The organism is Rathayibacter sp. Leaf296 (assembly GCF_001423045.1).
Lineage (GTDB): Bacteria > Actinomycetota > Actinomycetes > Actinomycetales > Microbacteriaceae > Rathayibacter > Rathayibacter caricis.
Genome location: NZ_LMNR01000003.1, coordinates 381595 through 398751 on the forward strand (window position 1 = coordinate 381595; position 17157 = coordinate 398751).

Consider the following 17157-nt stretch of genomic DNA (forward strand, 5'->3'; position numbering starts at 1 on the left):
CTCGAGCGTCGTTCCGATCGGGCCCCAGCTGGTCTGGGCGCTCATCTCGGGGTCGAAGAGGCGGTCCGCCCAGCGCATGGTGGCGGCGGGGTACTCGTTGGAGCGGGTGATCGCCATCGCTCCGCGGTTGATCTCCTGGTTGCTGGTGACGCTGGCGCGCTTCACCCCGTCGACGCCCTCGAGCACACCGAGCACGGCGTAGTCGCCGAGGCGGTCCTCGCCGATCATCTCCTTCGCCTCCCACCAGAAGAACGAGCCGAGGATCTCGGTGTCGGCCTTGCCCTTCGAGAGGTACGCGACGTCGTCCTGCGAGAACGACTCCGGGTCGATGAGGCCGTCGGCGTACCAGTCGGCCAGGGCCTCGACGCCCTGCTTGTAGCCGTCGGTGTCGGCGGTGAACTGCACCTCGCCGTCGACGACGATGCGGTGGTCGTTGTTCTCGGGCTGGCCGCCGAGCGCGGCGATCAGGTCGTGCGGGTTCGCGCAGAAGGAGTCGGTGCGGAACGACAGCGGCAGCTCGTCGGCCTCGCCGTTCCCGTTCGGGTCCTGGGTCGCGAACGCCTCGAGGGCGGCGCGGTACTCCTCGATCGTGGTCGGCATCGGGATGCCGAGCTTCTGGAGCCAGGCCGTGTTGATGAAGAGGAAGTTCGGGTACTGCAGGATCCCGAGCTCCTCGACCGAGGGCAGCGTGTAGATGTGCCCGTCGGAGGCGGTCAGGGCGGCGCGGATGTCCGGCCGCTCGTCGAGGATCCCCGAGAGGGTGGGCGCGTGCTCCTCGATCAGGTCCTCGAGCGGCAGGAGGGTGCCGTTCTCGCCGTACTGCACGATCTCGGCGTCGGTGAGCCCGGAGTTGAAGAGCACGTTCGGCACGTCGTCGCTGGCGAGGAGGAGGTTCTTCTTCTCGGCGTAGACCTGCTCGGGCAGGTTCTTCCACTCGATGGCGATATTCGTGTCCGCCTCCCACTGCTCCACGAGCTGCATGGTCGAGTACTCGGGGGCGAGCGCCGACTTCGTGCCGCCGAAGGTCAGCGACAGCTTCTCGTCGACGATCGGCAGGCCGGTCTCGCGGAAGCCGACCTCGGCGGAGCGGTCCTCGACCGGGTCGGAGGCGCCGCCGCCCGTGCAGCCGGCGAGCAGGAGGCTCCCGGACAGGCCGAGGGCGGTGAGGGTGAGGAAACTGCGGTGTCTCATCGGTGTGATCTCTCTCGTGTGAGGGTGCGACGGGGTCGCGGGAGGGTGCTGCGAGGCAGCAGGAGGGAACGGCGGAGCCGCGGGTGGTGCGGAGGGAGGGGTCAGCTCTTCACGGCGCCGAGGAGGGCGCCCTTGGTGAAGTGCTTCTGCATAAACGGCAGCACGATCAGGAGGGGGATCGTCGAGACGACGATCATTCCGTACTTGATCAGCTCGCCCAGGCGCTGCGCCGCGGCGTAGGAGTCCATCGCCCCCGAGCCGCCGGCGGACGTGACCTCGGACTGGATGAGGACGTTGCGCAGCACCAGCTGGAGCGGGTACTTGCTCTCGTCGTCGAGGTAGATGAGGGCGTCGAAGAAGGCGTTCCAGTTGGCCACGAGGTGGATCATGATCATCAGGAAGATCAGGGGCTTCGACAGCGGCAGGACGATGCTGAAGAAGAAGCGGAAGTCGCTCGCGCCGTCCATCTGCGCCGCGTCCCGCAGCTCCCCGGGAACGTTGTTCTCGAAGAAGGAGCGGGCGATGATCAGGTTCCAGACGCCGACCGCTCCCGGCAGGACCACCGCCCAGATGCTGTCGAGCAGTCCCAGGTCGCGCACCACGAGGTAGCGGGCGATCAGGCCTCCGTCGATGAACATCGTGATGATGAACAGCAGGAGGAAGAAGGTCCTCCCGTAGAGGTCCTTCCGCGACAGCGCGTAGGCGGCGCAGAGGATGGTCGCGACGCTGATCGCGGTGCCGACGACCGTGTAGAGGACCGAGTTGCCGAAGCCCTGCCAGATCGCCCCGTCCGAGAAGATCCGGGCGTAGCCCTCGAGCGTGAAGCCCTCGGGCCAGAGCCAGACGTTCCCGTTGAGGATCTGGGACGGCTCGCTGAACGACGCGATGACGATGAAGTACATCGGGTAGATGATCGCGACGACCGCGAGGAGCAGCACGGTGATCGCGACGGTGTTGAAGACGGGGTCCGCGAAGCGTCCGCGGGTCGGAGGGGCGGGCTGTCTGCGGGCCGACGGTGCCGTCCGGGGGCGGGCGGGCTCGGTGTGGATGGTCTGGGTCATGGCGTCATCACCAAAGGCTCGATTGGCCCGCCCGGCGTGCGACCCAGTTGAAGGTCGCCAGCAGGACGAGGTTGATCAGGGAGTTGAACAGGCCGATCGCGGCCGAGTAGCTGAACTGCGCTTGCTGCAGGCCCGCTTTGTAGACGTAGGTCTGGATGACCTCGGAGGTCGGCAGGTTGAGGTCGGTCTGCATGAGCAGCACCTTCTCGAAGCCGAGGTTGAAGAGGTTGCCGATGGCGAGGATGAACAGGATCGTGATCACCGGCATGATGCCGGGGATGTCGATGTGCCGGATCCGCTGCCATTTGCTGGCACCGTCGACGCGCGCGGCCTCGTGGAGCGCCGGGTCGATCGCCGTCAGCGCGGCGAGGTAGACGATCATCGAGAAGCCGGCGTTCTGCCAGATGTCGGAGCCGATGTAGAGGGGCCGGAACCACTCCGGCGACCCCATGAAGAACACCGGTTCGCCGCCGAGCGCCACGATCGCGCTGTTCACGATGCCGGAGCGGGGCGAGAAGAGCAGGTGGATCATGCCGACCACGACCACGACCGAGATGAACGACGGCGAGTAGAGGACGGTCTGGGTGAACTTCTTGAACCGCTCGCTCTGCAGCTGGTTCACGATCAGCGCCAGCACGATCGGCACCGGGAACGCGATCAGCAGGCCGAGCGCGTTGACCGTGAGCGTGTTCTCGATGAGCCGCCCGAACTGGAACGACGTCACGAAACGCGTGAAGTTGTCCAGGCCCACCCACGGGCTCCCCGAGAAGCCCAGCGACGGGTTGTAGTCGCGGAAGGCGATCTGCGCGCCGTACATCGGCCAGTACTTGAAGAGCAGGACGAAGACGACGGCGGGAGTCAGTAGTACGTATAACTGCCAGGATCGCAGGGCTCGACGGAGATGCGAGCCGAGGCGCTGCCTCGGACTCAGGAGGCGCCGGGGTCGGGCGACCCGGGCGTGGGACTGCGTTGCCGTCATGCGCGCACCTTTGCACTCGCCACCGATCCGCGGAGGACCGGTGAGCATTCGAGGGGATGGGGTCGGGGCTCCTCGCGGTTCTCCGCGAGGAGGAGGGAGACGGCCTCTCTGGCCATGCGCTCGTAGGGCAGCGCCATGGTCGTCAGGCCGGGGTCGAGGTAGGGGGCGACCGTGTCCTGGTCGTCGAAGCCGACGATCGAGACGTCGTGGGGGACCCGCAGTCCGCGGGCCTCGAGGGTGCGGTAGGCGCCCCAGGCCGTGCGGTCGTTGCCGCAGAAGATCGCGGTGGGGGCGTCGTGCTCGTCGAGCAGCTCAGCGGTGAGCGCGAGCCCGTCCTCGACGACGCCCGATCCGTACCGGACGAGCCGGGGGTCGGCGGCGAGGCCGGCGTTTTCGAGCGCGCGGCGGTAGCCCTCGCGCCGGCCGATGCCGGCGGGGAGCGTGCTCTCGGGCGGCTGGATGTCGATGTAGCCGATCCGCTCGTGGCCCGCCTCGATCAGCTGGCGGGTGGCGACGTAGCCGCCGTCCACCTCGTCCGGGAAGACGCTCGAGAAGCGGCCGCCCAGCGACTGGGCGTTCGCGACGACCGTGGGGACGCCGGCGAGCGCCTCCGGGACCTCGAGGACCTGGTGGTACATCGAGGCGTAGATGACGCCGAGCACCCGGTACGACAGCATCATGTCGATCGCCGACGCCTCGAGGGCCTGCTCGCCGAAGGTGTCGACGCTGAGGATGATGTGCCCGCTCTCCCAGGCCTGCATCTGCGCGCCCTTGAGCAGGCGACCGGCGAACGGCGAGCTGGCGACCTCGTCCGAGACGAACCCGACGATGCCGGACTGCCCGCTGCGGAGGGACTTCGCGAACGCGTTCGTGCGGTAGTCGAGGGCGGCGACCGCCTCCATCACGCGGACGCGGGTGGCCTCGGTCACGCGGTTGCTCGGAGCGTTGTTGAGCACGAGGGACACGGTCGCCTGCGAGACGCCGGCACGTTCCGCCACCTGCCGCATCGTCGCGGTGCGTCGAGCCATGTCCACCTCCTCGTGGTCCTCGTTATTCGTATAACTGGACCGTACACACGCGTCCCGCCGCCGTCAAGAACGAATCGGCAGGAGGTCGGCGGCGTCCTTCGACCCGCCACGATGGGGCGCGGATCGGGCCCTGCGGCGGGTTCAGCGCCCGTTCCGCGTCCACTCGCGAGGTGCGCGCACCGTGAGTGGCCGCGAACGGGGCTCTGCGTCAGGTCGATCGCCCGTTCCGCGTCGACTCGCCCAGCCGCCCGAGCCGGGTCCGGGCGAGAGGCGGGAGCGTCATCCGGTGCGCGCGCGCCGTCCGTCGTCGTCCGTCCCCGGGGGGCGCCTCCGGAGCAGCGCGACCCCCGTCAGCACCTGCCACGCCGTGATCGAGTACACCGCGAGGCGCTCCCAGGCCCCGTCGGGCAGCAGGTCGAAGCCGGTCGTCCCCGAGTCGATCCGGAGCAGGATCAGGGCCGCGAGCCCGACGGCGCCGAGCGCGCTGCTCGCGATCGCGTAGGCCCGGGGCAGCGCGTGGCGGCGGGCGGTCGGGCCGGCGGCGATCGACGCGGCGTTCCCTCCGATGATCGCGAGGGCCGCCCCGAGCACGTGCACCCAGCCGATCCCGCTCTCGGCGCTCGCCCGGCTCCCGTGCACGACTCCGATCAGCGCGCTGCCGACGGCGAAGGCGGCCGCGGGAGCGAGGAGCGCGCGCCACCGCCCGCCGGGCACGGCGCGCGCGGTGAGGATCGCCGCGGCGAGGTAGAGCAGGCCCTGCAGCGCGAAGGCCGAGTTCATCACGGCGCTCAGCGGCGAGTCGATCGCGCGTCCCTGGTAGATCTCGACGTCGGGGACTCCGAGGTCGCTGATGTAGTTCGCGGCGTAGCTGTAGCCGGGGAACGCGGCCGCCGCGATCGCCTCGCCGCCGACGTAGACGACGGCGCCGAGCAGCCACAGCACGCCGGCCGCCCGGGCGGGAGTGCGTCGAGAGGTCACGAGGCGACGAGGGACAGGAGCGTCGAGAGGATCCCGAGCACGACACCGGCCCCGAAGAGGATCAGGCCCGTCAACCGCAGCGCCCGCACGGCGTCGCTCCAGCGGTGCAGCCGGATCCGCTCGGGGTCCTCCTCGCGGTAGTGCACCTCCCGCTGGTCGGATCCGACGGGCGCGAGGTGGTCGCCCGGGGTCAGCGGATGCGAGCGCACCTCGCCGGCGCGCGTCACCCAGTGCAGAGAGCGCGGGGGCCCGTCCTCGAGGTACGCGGTCGTCGGCAGCCAGCGCCCGTCGATCAGCGCCGCGACGAACGCCGCGAGGAGGAACAGGAGGCCGAGCGGAGCCGCGGTCAGCGACACCGCCTCGAGGATCGTCTCCAGCATCCGATGCCTCTCCTCGTCGTCGGATCACGAGAGTAGCGAGTGCGCCCTGAGTGGAGCCGATCGCGGAGGGCTGAGGTTCACAACGAAGGAAGGACGATCGAGCGGTGGCGTGGACACGCGTCCCCGCCGCCCGCTCGAGAGCATCCTTCCTTCGTTGCGATCGCGGAGTCCGGCGCCCGGACTCCGCTCAGCGTCAGGCCGGGCCCTCGGTCATCCAGCGCTGGAACGTGACGAGCATGTCCTTATTGGTCTGCGACGGCACCACGTGGCCGTACTGCCCGCCCTCGCCCGAGTGCGACAGGAGCGACACCTCCTTGGCGACCGGCAGTGCGCGGCGGTAGAGGCGGGCCGAGTGCTTCTCGTAGGGGACGACCTGGTCCTCGGGCGAGCCGCTGATGCGCAGGCGCGTCTTCGCCCAGACCGACTGCGGCAGGTAGATCGGGTTGGTCGCCTTCACCTTGGCCGGGTCGTTGCCGTAGGCCGGCAGCACGCTCTCGGGCCTGCGGAGGAGGACGTCCTCCATGTCGTACACACCGCTGGCGTGGTACGCGCCGCGGATGTTGGGGACCATCCGCTTGCCGTACGCGTAGCAGAGCAGCGCACCGCCGCCGGAGTTCGAGCGGAGGAACGAGACGGACACCTTCCAGAGCTTCTGGACGTAGGCGGTCGCGTTCCGCTGCGCCTGCAGGGCCGTCTCGCTGGTCCAGACGCTGCCGCCGTAGTTCGGGCAGATGCAGACCATGCCCTGGTCCACGGCCTGGTCGGCGGTGTACTGGAACGCGCCCGACAGAGCCGCGTAGCTGCTCCCGTTCGCGTGGTAGTACCAGAGGAACGCCGAGCCGCGGGTCAGGCTGGGCGCCGTCGCGTGCGGGACGAAGAGGCGCGTGCGGTCACCCGAGATCACGACGTCGATGACCTCGTACTTCTTCTTCCCGAAGCGCGACGTGACGGTGTCGGCGCGTCCGATCTCACCGGGGAGCTTGGGCACCTTGCTGTAGTTCGGCGCCGCGGAGGCGGGCGTGGCGAAGGTCAGCGCCGCGCCGAGGCCCAGGACGGTGCCGCTGACGAGCGAGCGCCGCGAGAGCGCAGAGGGGATCCGGTCAGGATCGGACATGGTGAGGTCCCTTCGGGAGAGTCGCCTTGCCGACCGCGAGCGGATCGGGAAGTGGGAGGGGTGCGGAGAGCGCCGGGTCCACGCCTCGCCGTTCCAGCGTACCCGCGGGTCTTGGCGCGTTCCAGGGCGGGAACGGAACTGCCCGCCCCCCGTTCGGCAGCTGGCCGCTCGAGGGGATCAGCAGGGAGCGAGCGCGAATCGGTCCCGTTCGCGGCGCGGAGACGTTGTTCGGCGAACCGGGGTCTACCATGGATGAACACCCCCGGATACTTCGGTTACCGGTTAGAAGGCCCCGCTTCGGCGGGGCCTTCGGCATTCACGCGTCCTCCTCAGGTCCACGCCGCCGGACGGTGGAAGGCTCGGCCTCGGCTGTCGACGAGCTGCGCGGGGAACTGCGACGCCGCCAGTACGGCGTCCGTGATGTGCCCGATGAAGGCCGGCGCGGTCCTGACCAGTTCCTTCGAGCTCCGCGCCGACGCCATCGGGAAGATGATGCCGAACTCGTGACCCGACTCGCGCAGGATCTCGAGTGGAGGCACCTGGTCGGAGTCGTTCGAGAGGAGCACGTAGATGTCGGCCAGTGATCGATGGGCATCGGAGATCATCCGAGCAGCCAGATGCACGTCCGAGCCCTTCTCCTCCACCTTGCGCACCTTGACCTTCACGTACCGCCCCGTCAGCGGATCGACCGTGAGGGGGACGGAGTCCATCCATCGGTTGTCGTTGCGGAACCTCCCGTGATGGATCGACACCGCCGAGTCGGTGCCGAGTGCGCGGAGGTACGTCTGCTGCCGGACGGGTGCCTGGACGTCGACCGACATTCCGGGGCGCACGTTCGCCGTGAAGTAGCGGACGAAAGTGACCTCGTGGTCGGGCATGATCGCCTGGCCGAGCGCCCGCAGATCGAGCCACTTCAGATGCGGCTTGTCGTCGAGGGCGCGACGGTAGAGGTTGAACCCGTCGACGTAGAGGCGCGCCGTCGGCTTCCCTGTCATGAGGAGAGAGCCTAGGACTGTAGCCTCGCCTTCCGCGCAGGGCTGTGGACAACGTCCTCGGACGCCGTTCTTTCCGCGCGAGGGGACGCTCACCCGGGGCTGCGCGGGAGGCGGAGCTCGATCCTGGTCTCGGGAGGCTGCAGGGGATCCGGTTGCGAAGGGACGTCGAACCTCCCTCCGTGGCCTCGTCAGACCGGCAGCCGCAGCAGCCCGCCGGCCGAGCGGATGGTCGCCGCGGCGACCGCCATCGCCCGCGTCAGCACCGCGGCGGGGTCCGCATCCGGCTCGTCCAGCCCGGCGACGACCGCCGAGAACGTCGCGTCGCCCGCGCCCATCGTGTCCACGACCGGGCCCGGCGCGCCGGCGATCGGCACCGAGACGCGCCCCGTCCGCCGCACGAGCACGGCACCGAGCGGGCCCGCGGTCTCGAGCACCGCGGAGGCGCCGGCCGCGAGGATCCGCTCCGTCGCCTCCGCCAGGCCCGTGCCGAAGACCAGCTCGGCGTCCTCCGCTCCCACCTTCACCAGGTCGGCGCGGGCTGACAGCGCGAGGAGGCCCGCGGCGAAGGCGCCGCGGTCGCGCAGCAGGCCGGGCCGCGGGTTGGCGTCGATCGCCAGCCGGGTGCCCGCGGGCACCAGGGCCTCGAGGGTCGCCACCTCGGCAGCGTCGTCGAACGGGAAGCCGCTGACGACGATCCGCTCGGCGCGGGCGGCCGCGGCGCGCAGCTCGTCGGTCGGCAGGAGGGTGCGCGAGCGCGACGCCTCGGAGAAGGAGTACCGGGGCTCGCCGTCGGTCCGGTCCGACACCGCCCGGCCCGTGCCCCGCGGAGCCGGCGTGGCGAGGAAGGGCACGCCGTGCGCACGCAGGTGCTCGCGCAGGAGCTGCCCGGCGTCGTCGTCGCCGACCATCCCCGCGAGCAGGGACGGCGTGCCGAGGACGGCGAGGCCGACCGCGACGTTGAGGGCGGAGCCGCCCGGGACGTCGATCGAGCCGGCGGGATCCCGCATCTCGTCGATCAGGACGTCCCCCAGAACGAGGACGGGCGCGGAGAGGGAGGAGGACATGACGCCTTTCGAGGGATGAGGGCGCGAAGGAGGACGCGCCCGGACGGGGCGGAGGAGCGACGGATCAGAGAGCGGGTGCCTGCACGGAGTCGCGAGGCACCAGCGGGCAGGGCAGCAGCACCGGGTGGGAGGCGAGGAGGAGCTCCTCGCCCGATCCGCCGATGAGCCGGACGAGCGTGTCGACCGCCCAGGCGCCCATCTCGTAGTGCGGCAGGGCGACGGTGGTGAGCGGAGGGTGGAGCCCCTCGGCGATGATCTCCTGGTTGTCGAACCCGACGACGGAGAGGTCGCGCGGGATCTCGAGGTGCAGCTCGGCGGCCGCGCGGTACGCGCCCATCGCCATGCGGTCGTTGTAGCAGAAGAGGGCGGTGGGCCGGTCGGGGCGGGCGAGGAGCAGGCTCCCGGCGCGGTAGCCGCCCGGGCTCTCCGAGACCTCCTCGACGATCAGCGACTCGTCGACCTCGATGCCCGCCTCGGCGAGCACCTCGCGGTACGCCTGGAGGCGGAGCCGGGTCGCGGGAACGTCGTCGCGGTTCGTGAGGAACCCGATCCGGCGGTGCCCGGCGCGCACGAGCTCGGTGACCGCCGCGCGCGCGCCGCCGAGCTCGTCGGGGACGGCCGACGGGATCCGGCCCTCGGTGTCGCGCGCATCGATCAGCACCGACGGGACCGCGTGCAGCGACTCCGGCAGCGAGACCTCGCGGTGGAACATCGTGGCGAAGAGGATGCCGTCGACCTGGTTGTCCATCAGGGTCCGGATGGGGGCGCCGAGGTCGCCGGAGTCGCGCATCGTGTTGATCACGACGAGCGTGAGCCCGTGCGCCTGAGCGGCCTCCTGGGCGCCGAGGATGATGCGACCGGCGTGCGGAGTGGTCGCGATCTCCTCGCTGATCAGGCCGATCATCTCGGTCCGCTGCCGGCGGAGGCTGCGCGCGATGCGGTTGGCGCCGTAGCCCAGACGGGCCGCGGTGGCGCGGACCCGCTCGCGCGTCTCGTCGCTCGCGCGCGCCGACTCCACGTCGTTGAGGATGTGGGAGACGGTGGTCACGGAGACGCCCGCCTCGCGAGCGACGTCGCGGATGCCGACTGCCTTAGGGGTCACGTCTCCCACATCCCTCATCGCTCGAACGTCGAGACTATCGCCGCGCTCATCCCTTGACCGCGCCCAGCGTGAGCCCGGCCACGATGTGCCGCTGCAGCACGAGCGTGAGCAGGATCACGGGGAGGGAGTAGAGGACGGCCAGCGCGGTCATCGCGCCCCAGTCGAGTCCGAACTGCGTCTGGAAGTTCGCGATGACGATCGGAGTCGTCTGCGCGCGCACCGCGGTGAGCAGCAGCGCGAAGAGGAACTCGTTCCACGAGGCGAGGAACGCGAAGATCGCCGTGACCGCGACTCCGCCCGCCGTCACCGGGATCACGACGCGCCACAGGGCGCCGAGCCGCGACGCTCCGTCGATCTTCGCCGCCTCCTCGAGCTCGCCGGGGACCGCCTCGAAGAAGCTCGACATGAGCCAGATCGAGAGCGGGAGCGAGATCGTGGTGTGGGCGATCGCCAGGGCGAGCGAGGTGTCGGCGATGCCGAGCGTGCGGAAGATCGAGATCATCGGGGCGCCGACGACGATCGGCGGCACCATCCGCATCACGAGCGCGCCGACGATGAAGATGCGCCCGAGCCGCGTGCGGAAGCGGGTCACCGCGTAGGCCGCGGGGATCGCCAGCACGAGCGAGACGGCGGTGCTGAGGACCGCGGTCACGATGCTGTTGATGAAGGAGGCGACGACTCCGTCGCGGCTGAGCGCCGCCACGTAGTTGTCGAGCGTCCACTGCGTGGGCAGGATCCGCGGGGGGACCGCGATCGTCTCGAGCGGCGTCTTGAGCGACGTCAGCAGCATGTAGACGAACGGGAATCCGTAGAGGACGACGGCGAGGGCGAGCGCGATCCAGATGATCGCGCGGGGGCCGACGCGGGTGGCTTCGAGTCCGTTCACGAGGTGCTCTCTCCTCCGGGTCGCCAGATCGTGAGGATCGCGACGAGGGCGACGGTCAGCATGACGACGAGGTACACCGTGCCCATCGCGCTCGCGAGTCCCGGATCGCCGAACCGGATCATGGTGCGGTAGATCAGCAGCGACATCGTCTCGGTGCTCTGCTGCGGTCCGCCGTTGGTCTGGATGAGGATGACGTCGAACGCCCGGGCGGCGTCGATCCCGCGCAGGATCAGCGCGACCGCGATCACCGGCCGCAGCAGCGGGATGACGATGCGGAACAGGATCGCCGGGTAGCGGGCGCCGTCCAGGCGCGCGGCCTCGATCACGTCGCCGGGGATGTTCTGGAGACCCGCGAACAGCACCAGCGTGACGAACGAGGTGGTCAGCCAGATGTCCGGGATCGCGACCGAGAACAGCGCGATCGACGGGTCGCTCAGCCAGGCGATCTGACCGGGCGAGGACAGGATCCCGACGCGGCTCAGGACCTCGTTGACGATGCCGAAGTTGTCGATCAGGAGGAAGCGCCAGAGCAGTCCGGCGACGATCGGAGCGATCATCAGCGGGTACAGGAAGATCGTGCGGAAGACCCGCGAGGCGTCGCCCAGCGCCGTGAACAGCAGCGCGACTCCGAGGCCCAGCACGAACTCGAGCGTCACGACCACGATCGTGTAGACGAGGGTGCGCCACGAGGCGTTGAGGAAGTCGGGCGAGCCGAAGGCGGTGAGGTAGTTGCCCAGGCCCACGAACTCGCGGCTGCCGGCGATCGGGTCGATCTCGAAGAAGGAGTCGCCGACGAACTGCAGCAGCGGCCAGCCGACGAAGGCGGCGAGGAACAGGGCCGCCGGCACCATCAGCAGGGCGGCGAAGCGGCGGTCGGTGAGGGCGCGGCGCGGGGGCCGGCGCCCGGCCGGGGAGGTCCCCGACCGGGCGCCGAGCGCGGTGCTCACCTCGGTGGCGGAGGTCACTCGGCCACCAGCGACTCGACCTGCTGCTTCGCGTCCTCGAGCAGGGCCTGGTTGTCGGCTCCGGGCTCGACGGCCTTCTGCAGCATCGGCACGAGCACGGTGTCGACGATCTGCTGCCACTCGGCGACCGCGGGGCGGGGCAGCGTGGCGGGCGACTCGAGCGTCTCGAGCAGGGGGCCGTAGTTCTCGTAGCCCTCGACGGTGGAGTACTTCTCGAGCACCGAGATGCGCGAGGCGAGGCCCAGGCTCGTGTCGGCGCTGAGCTCGTTGTTGTCGAAGGCGTACTGCACGAACTCGAGCGCCTTCTCCTGCTTCTCGCTCGCCTTCGCGACCGAGAGGTACCAGGCGCCGGGGACGCCCGCGGGGCCGGCCTCGCCGCCGATCATCGGAGCGACGCCCACGTTGCCGGCGACGGCCGCGTCGGCCGGGATCTGGCGGTAGGCGTGCGCCCAGAAGCGCATCATCGCGGTCTTGCCCTGGTTGAAGAGGTTCTGCGCGCCGGCCCAGTCGAGCTGCGCGGCTCCGGGCGGGGCGTAGGGGAGGAGACTCGTGTAGAAGTCGAGCGCCTCCTTGCTGTTCTCGTCGCCGAGCGAGACGGCGCCGTCGGTGTCGGTGACCATGGTGGTCTCGCCGGTCTGCGACAGGGTGGCGAGCCACTCCGTCTCGACCGCGCCCTTGACGTCGGTGCCGTAGAGGTCGGGCGTGCCGTCGCCGTCGGTGTCCTGGGTGAAGAACTCGGCGGCGTCGGTGTACTGCTCCCAGGTGGTGGGCGGCACGAGGTCGTAGCCGTACTCGGCCTTGAAGGCCGTCTTCTGCGCCTCGTCCTCGAAGAGGTCCTTGCGGTAGTAGAGGATCTCGGAGTTGGTCCAGGCCGGCATGCCGACCTTGCTGCCGTCGACGGTCGCCTCGGAGACGAGCGAGGGGAACAGGTCGGACGTGACCTCGTCGGTGTAGAGATCGTCGAGCGGAGTGACGGCGCCGGCGAACGCGGGCAGCCAGATCGCGTCGAGCGCGGCGACGTCGAACGAGACGCTGCCCGAGGAGAACTCGCTGTTGAGGCGGTTGTAGAGACCGTCGTAGGGGAGCTCGACGAACTCGATCGAGGTGCCGGTCTCCTCGGTGTACTTGTCGGCGATGGGCTGGAGCTCGCCGTGGCCGCCGGCCTCGACGAGGACGGTCACGGTGTCGGCGTCGCCGGACGCGCCGGTGCCGCCGCCGGCGCCGCAGCCGGCGAGGACGGTGGTGGCGGTCAGGGCGACGGCGCCGATCACGAGGAGGCGGCGGGCGGGTCGGGGGGAAGGTCTGCGAAGCGACATCACTTCGGCTCCAATCGAAAGCACTGCGGGAGGGGGAGCGGCCGCCGTCGAGGCGACCGAACGACGACAGCATGCAACGGATGCGCACGATTGACAATACGTTTTGCCAAAACGTATTGTCACGATCATGACCAGCACCTCCTCCGTCGGCCTCGAGCGCGCCGACGCCCTCCGCCCGCGGATCCACTTCACCGCCGAGTCCGGCTGGATCAACGATCCGCACGGCCTGACCTTCCACGACGGCCGCTACCACCTCTTCCACCAGTACGTCCCGGACAGCACGGTCTGGGCTCCGAACTGCCACTGGGGCCACGCGGTCGCGACCGACCTCCTGCACTGGGAGCACCGCCCCGTCGCCCTCGCCCCCGGCGACGGAGACGGCGGCATCTGGACGGGCAGCCTCGTCGTGGCCGAGGACGGCGCGCGGATCCTCTACACCTCGACCGTCGAGGCGGACTACGCGCTCGGTCGGGTCCGCGTCGCCCGGCCGGTCGACGAGAGCTGGAACGAGTGGGTGAAGGGCGACGTGCTGGTCGAGCCGCCCGCCGACCCGGACGTGGTCGTGTTCCGCGACCCCTTCGTGCTCCGCGAGGGCGAGGGCTGGCGCATGTTCGTCGGCGCGGGCACCGCGGCGGGCGAGGCGCTGGCGATCACCTACACGTCGAGCGACCTCGACTCGTGGCAGCACGACGGAGTCGCCGCGCGCCGCTCCTCCGCCGAGCGCGAGCCCGTGTGGACGGGCGCGCTCTGGGAGTGCCCGCAGGTGGTCGAGGTCGACGGCCGGCACGTGCTGATCAGCTCCGTCTGGGACGACGACGTCCTCCACTACGCGGCCTACGGCATCGGCGACTACGCCGACGGACGCTTCGAGGCGCACGACTGGGGGCGGCTCAGCTTCGGCGACTCCTACTACGCGCCCTCGTTCTTCCGCGACGAGGACGGGCGGCCGTGCCTGATGTTCTGGATGCGCGGTGTCGCCGACGCCGAGGCCGGCTGGAGCAGCGCGCTGAGCCTCCCGCACCTGCTCGCGATCCGCGACGAGCGCCTCGTGCTGCTGCCGCACCCGGCGTGGGCGGGCGGCCGGTCCGTCGAGGCGGAGGGTCCGCTGGACGGCCCCGTGCGCCTGGACTGGACGCCGGAGGCCCCGGGCGACCGCCTCGAGATCGCCCCGTCGTCCGCGCTCGTGTGGAGCGGCTCCGAGCTCGTGCTCGAGCGGGCCGGCTCGGAGCCGTGGACCGCACCGCACGCGGGCGGGCCGATCGCGGTGGCCGTGGACGGACCGGTGCTGGAGGCCGTGACGACCGCCGGAGTGCTGGGCGGGCCGATCGAGCCGGCCACCGGCGTCCGCGTGCTCGGCGGCCGGGCCGAGGCGCGCGCGATCGACTGATCGGCCGGCCGGATGGTCCCGCCCGGGTCAGGACGCCGAGGCGGTGAGTTCCGCGCGGAGGATCTCAGCGCCGGCGGTCAGCGCGCTCAGCTTCCCGTGGGCGACCCCGCGAGGCAAGGGAGCCATGCCGCAGTTCGAGCTCGGCAGGAGGTCCGCCGCGTCGACGAAGCGGAGTGCGCTGCGGAGGGTGTCGGCGACCTCCTCCGGGGTCTCGACGGTCTCGGTCGCCACGTCGATCGCGCCGAGCATGACCTTCTTGCCGCGGAGGAGTTCGAGGAGCTCCATCGGGACGTGGGAGTGGTGGCACTCGAGGGACACGATGTCGAGGGTGGAGCGCTGCAGGAGAGGGAACGACGTCTCGTACTGGCGCCATTCCGGCCCGAGGGTCTGCTTCCAGTCGTTGTTCGCCTTGATCCCGTAGCCGTAGCAGATGTGCACGGCCGTCCGGGCGCGCAGCCCCTCGGCCGCTCTCTCCAGGACGGCGACGCCCCAGTCCCGCACGTCGTCGTGGAAGACGGTGAACGCCGGCTCGTCGAACTGGATGATGTCGACCCCGGCGGCCTCGAGCTCCCTCGCCTCCTCGTTCAGAATCGTCGCGAACTCCCAGGCCAGCTTCTCCCGGCTCCCGTAGTAGCGGTCGGCGAGGGTGTCGATCATGGTCATCGGTCCGGGGAGGGCCCACTTGATCGGCCGGGACGTGTGCCGGCGGAGGAACGCCGCGTCGTCGACGAACACGGGCCGTTCGCGGCTCACGGCGCCGACGACGGTCGGCACGCTCGCGTCGTACCGGTCCCGGATCCGCACCGTCTCGCGGTTCACGTGGTCCACTCCGGCGAGGTGCTCGATGAAGGTCGTGACGAAGTGCTGCCGGGTCTGCTCGCCGTCGCTGATGATGTCGATGCCGCGTCGGTGCTGCTCGTGGGCGGCGATGCGCAGGGCGTCCTGCTTGCCCTCGACCAGCTCGTCGCCCTCGAGCTTCCAGGGGGACCACAGCGTCTCCGGCTCGGCGAGCCAGGAGGGCTTGGGCAGGCTGCCGGCGATGGAGGTGGGCAGGAGAGTGTTCACGGGTGGCGATCCTTCTCTGATCAGCGGGCTGGGGTCCGGTGCTCCGCCGCCCAGGCGTCCAGCAGCTCCCGGTGCGGCTCGATGAAGCGCTCCGCCGTGTAGGCGCCCTGCTCGACGGCGAGGCGATCGCGTTCGGCGCGGTCGTAGTCGACCTGCGTCCGCGAGTAGTCCTGCTGCTGGAGGCTCGGCCGGAACAGGTCCGCCGCCGCGGAGTTCGTGTTGTAGATCTCCGGGCGGTAGATCTTCTGGAACGTCTCCATCGTGCTGATCGTGCCGATCAGCTGGAGGTTCGAATGGTCGTTGAGCAGGTCGCCGCGGAAGTAGTACGCGAGCGGCGCGACGGAGCCGGGTGCCAGGAAGTACCGGACCTGCATCCCCATCCGGCCGAAGTACTCGTCGGTCAGGGACCGCTCGTCCTGTCGGTACTCCACGCCGAGGATCGGGTGGTGGTTCGGGGTCCGGTGGTAGGTCCTGCTCGTCGACACGCTGATGCAGATGACGGGCGGCGCCGAGAAGCGCTCCCGATACGCGTCGGAGTCGAGGAAGCTCTGGAACAGGGCGCCGTGCAGATCGCCGAAGTCCTCGGGAACCGTGAACTCCTCCGCACCCTTGTTCGCGGCCGGCAGCCGCACGCTGAAGTCGAAGTCGCGGACGTAGGACGAGAAGTTGTTCCCGACGATCCCGTGGTGGCGCACACCGGTCACCCTGTCGACGATCCGGACGTCGAGGACCTCGAGGAGGGGGAAGTCGCGGATCGCGTCCTCGGCGGGGAATCGCACCTCGACCGAGACGATCTCGAGCTGGACGGTGTAGCGGTCCCGTCCGGGGTTGTCCCAGTGGGCGAGGTCGTTGAACCGGCGGTCGATCATCGTCAGGGCGTTGCGGAGGTTCTGCCTGCGGTGCTCGCCCCGGGCGAGGTTGGCGAAGTTCGTGGTGCTCCGGGAGCTGCTCGACGGGGTGTAGTCCTCGTCGAAGCAGGTCGTGGTGATCCTGAAGGTGACGTCGTTCGCCATGAGCGCCCAATCCGATGATCAGCAGGCCGCACCGGCCCTGAGGAAGCGTGCGGACCTAGAGTGCCCGTCCTCCGTAGGCATCGAAGAATCCGGCGCGACTATGCCGGGGTATAGTCCCGGCCTATGGCACGACGAACGGGCGGGATCTCGCTCCAGCAGCTCCACTACTTCGTCGAGGTGGCCTCCGAGGGGTCGATCTCCGCTGCGGCCGACCTGCTCTACGTCGCTCAGCCGACCATGTCCGCGGCGATGAAGGACCTCGAGACCCGGGTGGGGCGCGCCCTCCTCGTCCGCTCCGCCCGCGGGGTCGCCCTCACCACCGACGGTGCCGAGTTCCTCGGCTACGCCCGGCAGGTCATCGAGCAGGTGGCGCTCCTCGAGCAGCGCTACCTGGGGCGGCCGCCGTCGCGTCGCCTGCTCGGAGTGTCCACGCAGCACTACTCGTTCGCCGTCGACGCCTTCGTGCGGATGGTCAGGAGCACGGAGGGGGAGAAGTACGAGTTCTCCCTGCGCGAGACCCGCACCCGGGACATCATCGAGGACGTCCGCACTCTGCGCAGCGAGCTGGGGATCCTGTACCGCAACGACTTCAACCGGGACGTCCTCGACAAGATCCTCCGCGATGCGGGGCTC

The 17157-nt window shown here is 70.2% G+C and carries 17 protein-coding genes; 2 read left to right on the forward strand and 15 right to left on the reverse strand.

All coding sequences use genetic code 11. The features are described 5' to 3' along the window. The 13 genes from ASF46_RS18240 to ASF46_RS18300 form a co-directional block, all read right to left on the reverse strand. Positions 1-1191: extracellular solute-binding protein (locus ASF46_RS18240; RefSeq protein WP_235577020.1), on the reverse strand; the 1191-nt coding region annotated here is incomplete at its 3' end. A gap of 101 nt (positions 1192-1292) precedes the next feature. Then, positions 1293-2252, reverse strand: coding sequence for a carbohydrate ABC transporter permease (locus tag ASF46_RS18245; protein ID WP_056868929.1), 960 nt, complete (start codon positions 2250-2252; stop codon positions 1293-1295). Between the two features lie 7 nt (positions 2253-2259). Continuing rightward, positions 2260-3231 carry an ABC transporter permease gene (locus ASF46_RS18250; protein ID WP_056868930.1) on the reverse strand — a complete coding sequence of 324 codons (972 nt, stop codon included), beginning with the start codon at positions 3229-3231 and terminating at the stop codon, positions 2260-2262. Next, complete coding sequence (locus ASF46_RS18255) at positions 3228-4259, reverse strand: LacI family DNA-binding transcriptional regulator (RefSeq protein ID WP_056868931.1); 1032 nt, start codon at positions 4257-4259, stop codon at positions 3228-3230. Before ASF46_RS18255 ends, ASF46_RS18250 begins: the two co-directional genes overlap by 4 nt. A 279-nt stretch (positions 4260-4538) precedes the next feature. After that, a complete protein-coding gene (locus tag ASF46_RS18260; protein ID WP_056868932.1) occupies positions 4539-5237 on the reverse strand; it encodes a DUF998 domain-containing protein in 699 nt (232 codons plus the stop codon). Beyond that, positions 5234-5617, reverse strand: coding sequence for a hypothetical protein (locus ASF46_RS18265; RefSeq protein WP_056868933.1), 384 nt, complete (start codon positions 5615-5617; stop codon positions 5234-5236). The genes ASF46_RS18260 and ASF46_RS18265 overlap by 4 nt, the downstream gene beginning before the upstream one ends. A gap of 193 nt (positions 5618-5810) precedes the next feature. Continuing rightward, positions 5811-6731 (reverse strand): alpha/beta hydrolase family protein, encoded by a 921-nt coding sequence (locus tag ASF46_RS18270; RefSeq protein WP_056868934.1) that lies wholly within the window; start codon positions 6729-6731, stop codon positions 5811-5813. Positions 6732-7060: 329 nt separating this feature from the next. Continuing rightward, entirely contained in the window at positions 7061-7726 is a 666-nt protein-coding gene (locus ASF46_RS18275) for an NYN domain-containing protein (RefSeq protein WP_056868935.1), read from the reverse strand. A 188-nt stretch (positions 7727-7914) separates the two neighbouring features. Beyond that, positions 7915-8790, reverse strand: coding sequence for a carbohydrate kinase family protein (locus ASF46_RS18280; protein WP_056868936.1), 876 nt, complete (start codon positions 8788-8790; stop codon positions 7915-7917). 64 nt (positions 8791-8854) lie between these two features. After that, a complete protein-coding gene (locus ASF46_RS18285; protein ID WP_200919768.1) occupies positions 8855-9892 on the reverse strand; it encodes a LacI family DNA-binding transcriptional regulator in 1038 nt (345 codons plus the stop codon). 46 nt (positions 9893-9938) lie between these two features. Continuing rightward, complete coding sequence (locus tag ASF46_RS18290) at positions 9939-10778, reverse strand: carbohydrate ABC transporter permease (RefSeq protein ID WP_056868938.1); 840 nt, start codon at positions 10776-10778, stop codon at positions 9939-9941. Continuing rightward, on the reverse strand, positions 10775-11629 hold the full coding sequence (locus ASF46_RS18295) for a carbohydrate ABC transporter permease (protein WP_055788668.1): 855 nt from the start codon (positions 11627-11629) through the stop codon (positions 10775-10777). The genes ASF46_RS18290 and ASF46_RS18295 overlap by 4 nt, the downstream gene beginning before the upstream one ends. A 110-nt stretch (positions 11630-11739) precedes the next feature. Continuing rightward, complete coding sequence (locus ASF46_RS18300) at positions 11740-13059, reverse strand: ABC transporter substrate-binding protein (protein WP_082485662.1); 1320 nt, start codon at positions 13057-13059, stop codon at positions 11740-11742. 127 nt (positions 13060-13186) lie between these two features. Here ASF46_RS18300 and ASF46_RS18305 point away from each other — a divergent pair, with 127 nt between their 5' ends. Continuing rightward, positions 13187-14446, forward strand: coding sequence for a glycoside hydrolase family 32 protein (locus ASF46_RS18305; RefSeq protein ID WP_056868940.1), 1260 nt, complete (start codon positions 13187-13189; stop codon positions 14444-14446). A 27-nt stretch (positions 14447-14473) separates the two neighbouring features. Here ASF46_RS18305 and ASF46_RS18310 read toward each other — a convergent pair whose 3' ends face one another. Continuing rightward, positions 14474-15511, reverse strand: a complete 1038-nt coding sequence (locus tag ASF46_RS18310; protein WP_056868941.1) for a methionine synthase — start codon at positions 15509-15511, stop codon at positions 14474-14476. Positions 15512-15531: 20 nt separating this feature from the next. Beyond that, positions 15532-16524: a putative oxygenase MesX gene (locus tag ASF46_RS18315; RefSeq protein WP_056868942.1), complete on the reverse strand. Its 993-nt coding sequence runs from the start codon at positions 16522-16524 to the stop codon at positions 15532-15534. A 123-nt stretch (positions 16525-16647) separates the two neighbouring features. Between ASF46_RS18315 and ASF46_RS19820 the strand changes: the two genes are divergently transcribed. Next, a partial coding sequence (locus tag ASF46_RS19820; protein WP_235577021.1) for a LysR family transcriptional regulator occupies positions 16648-17157 on the forward strand: 510 nt, incomplete at its 3' end.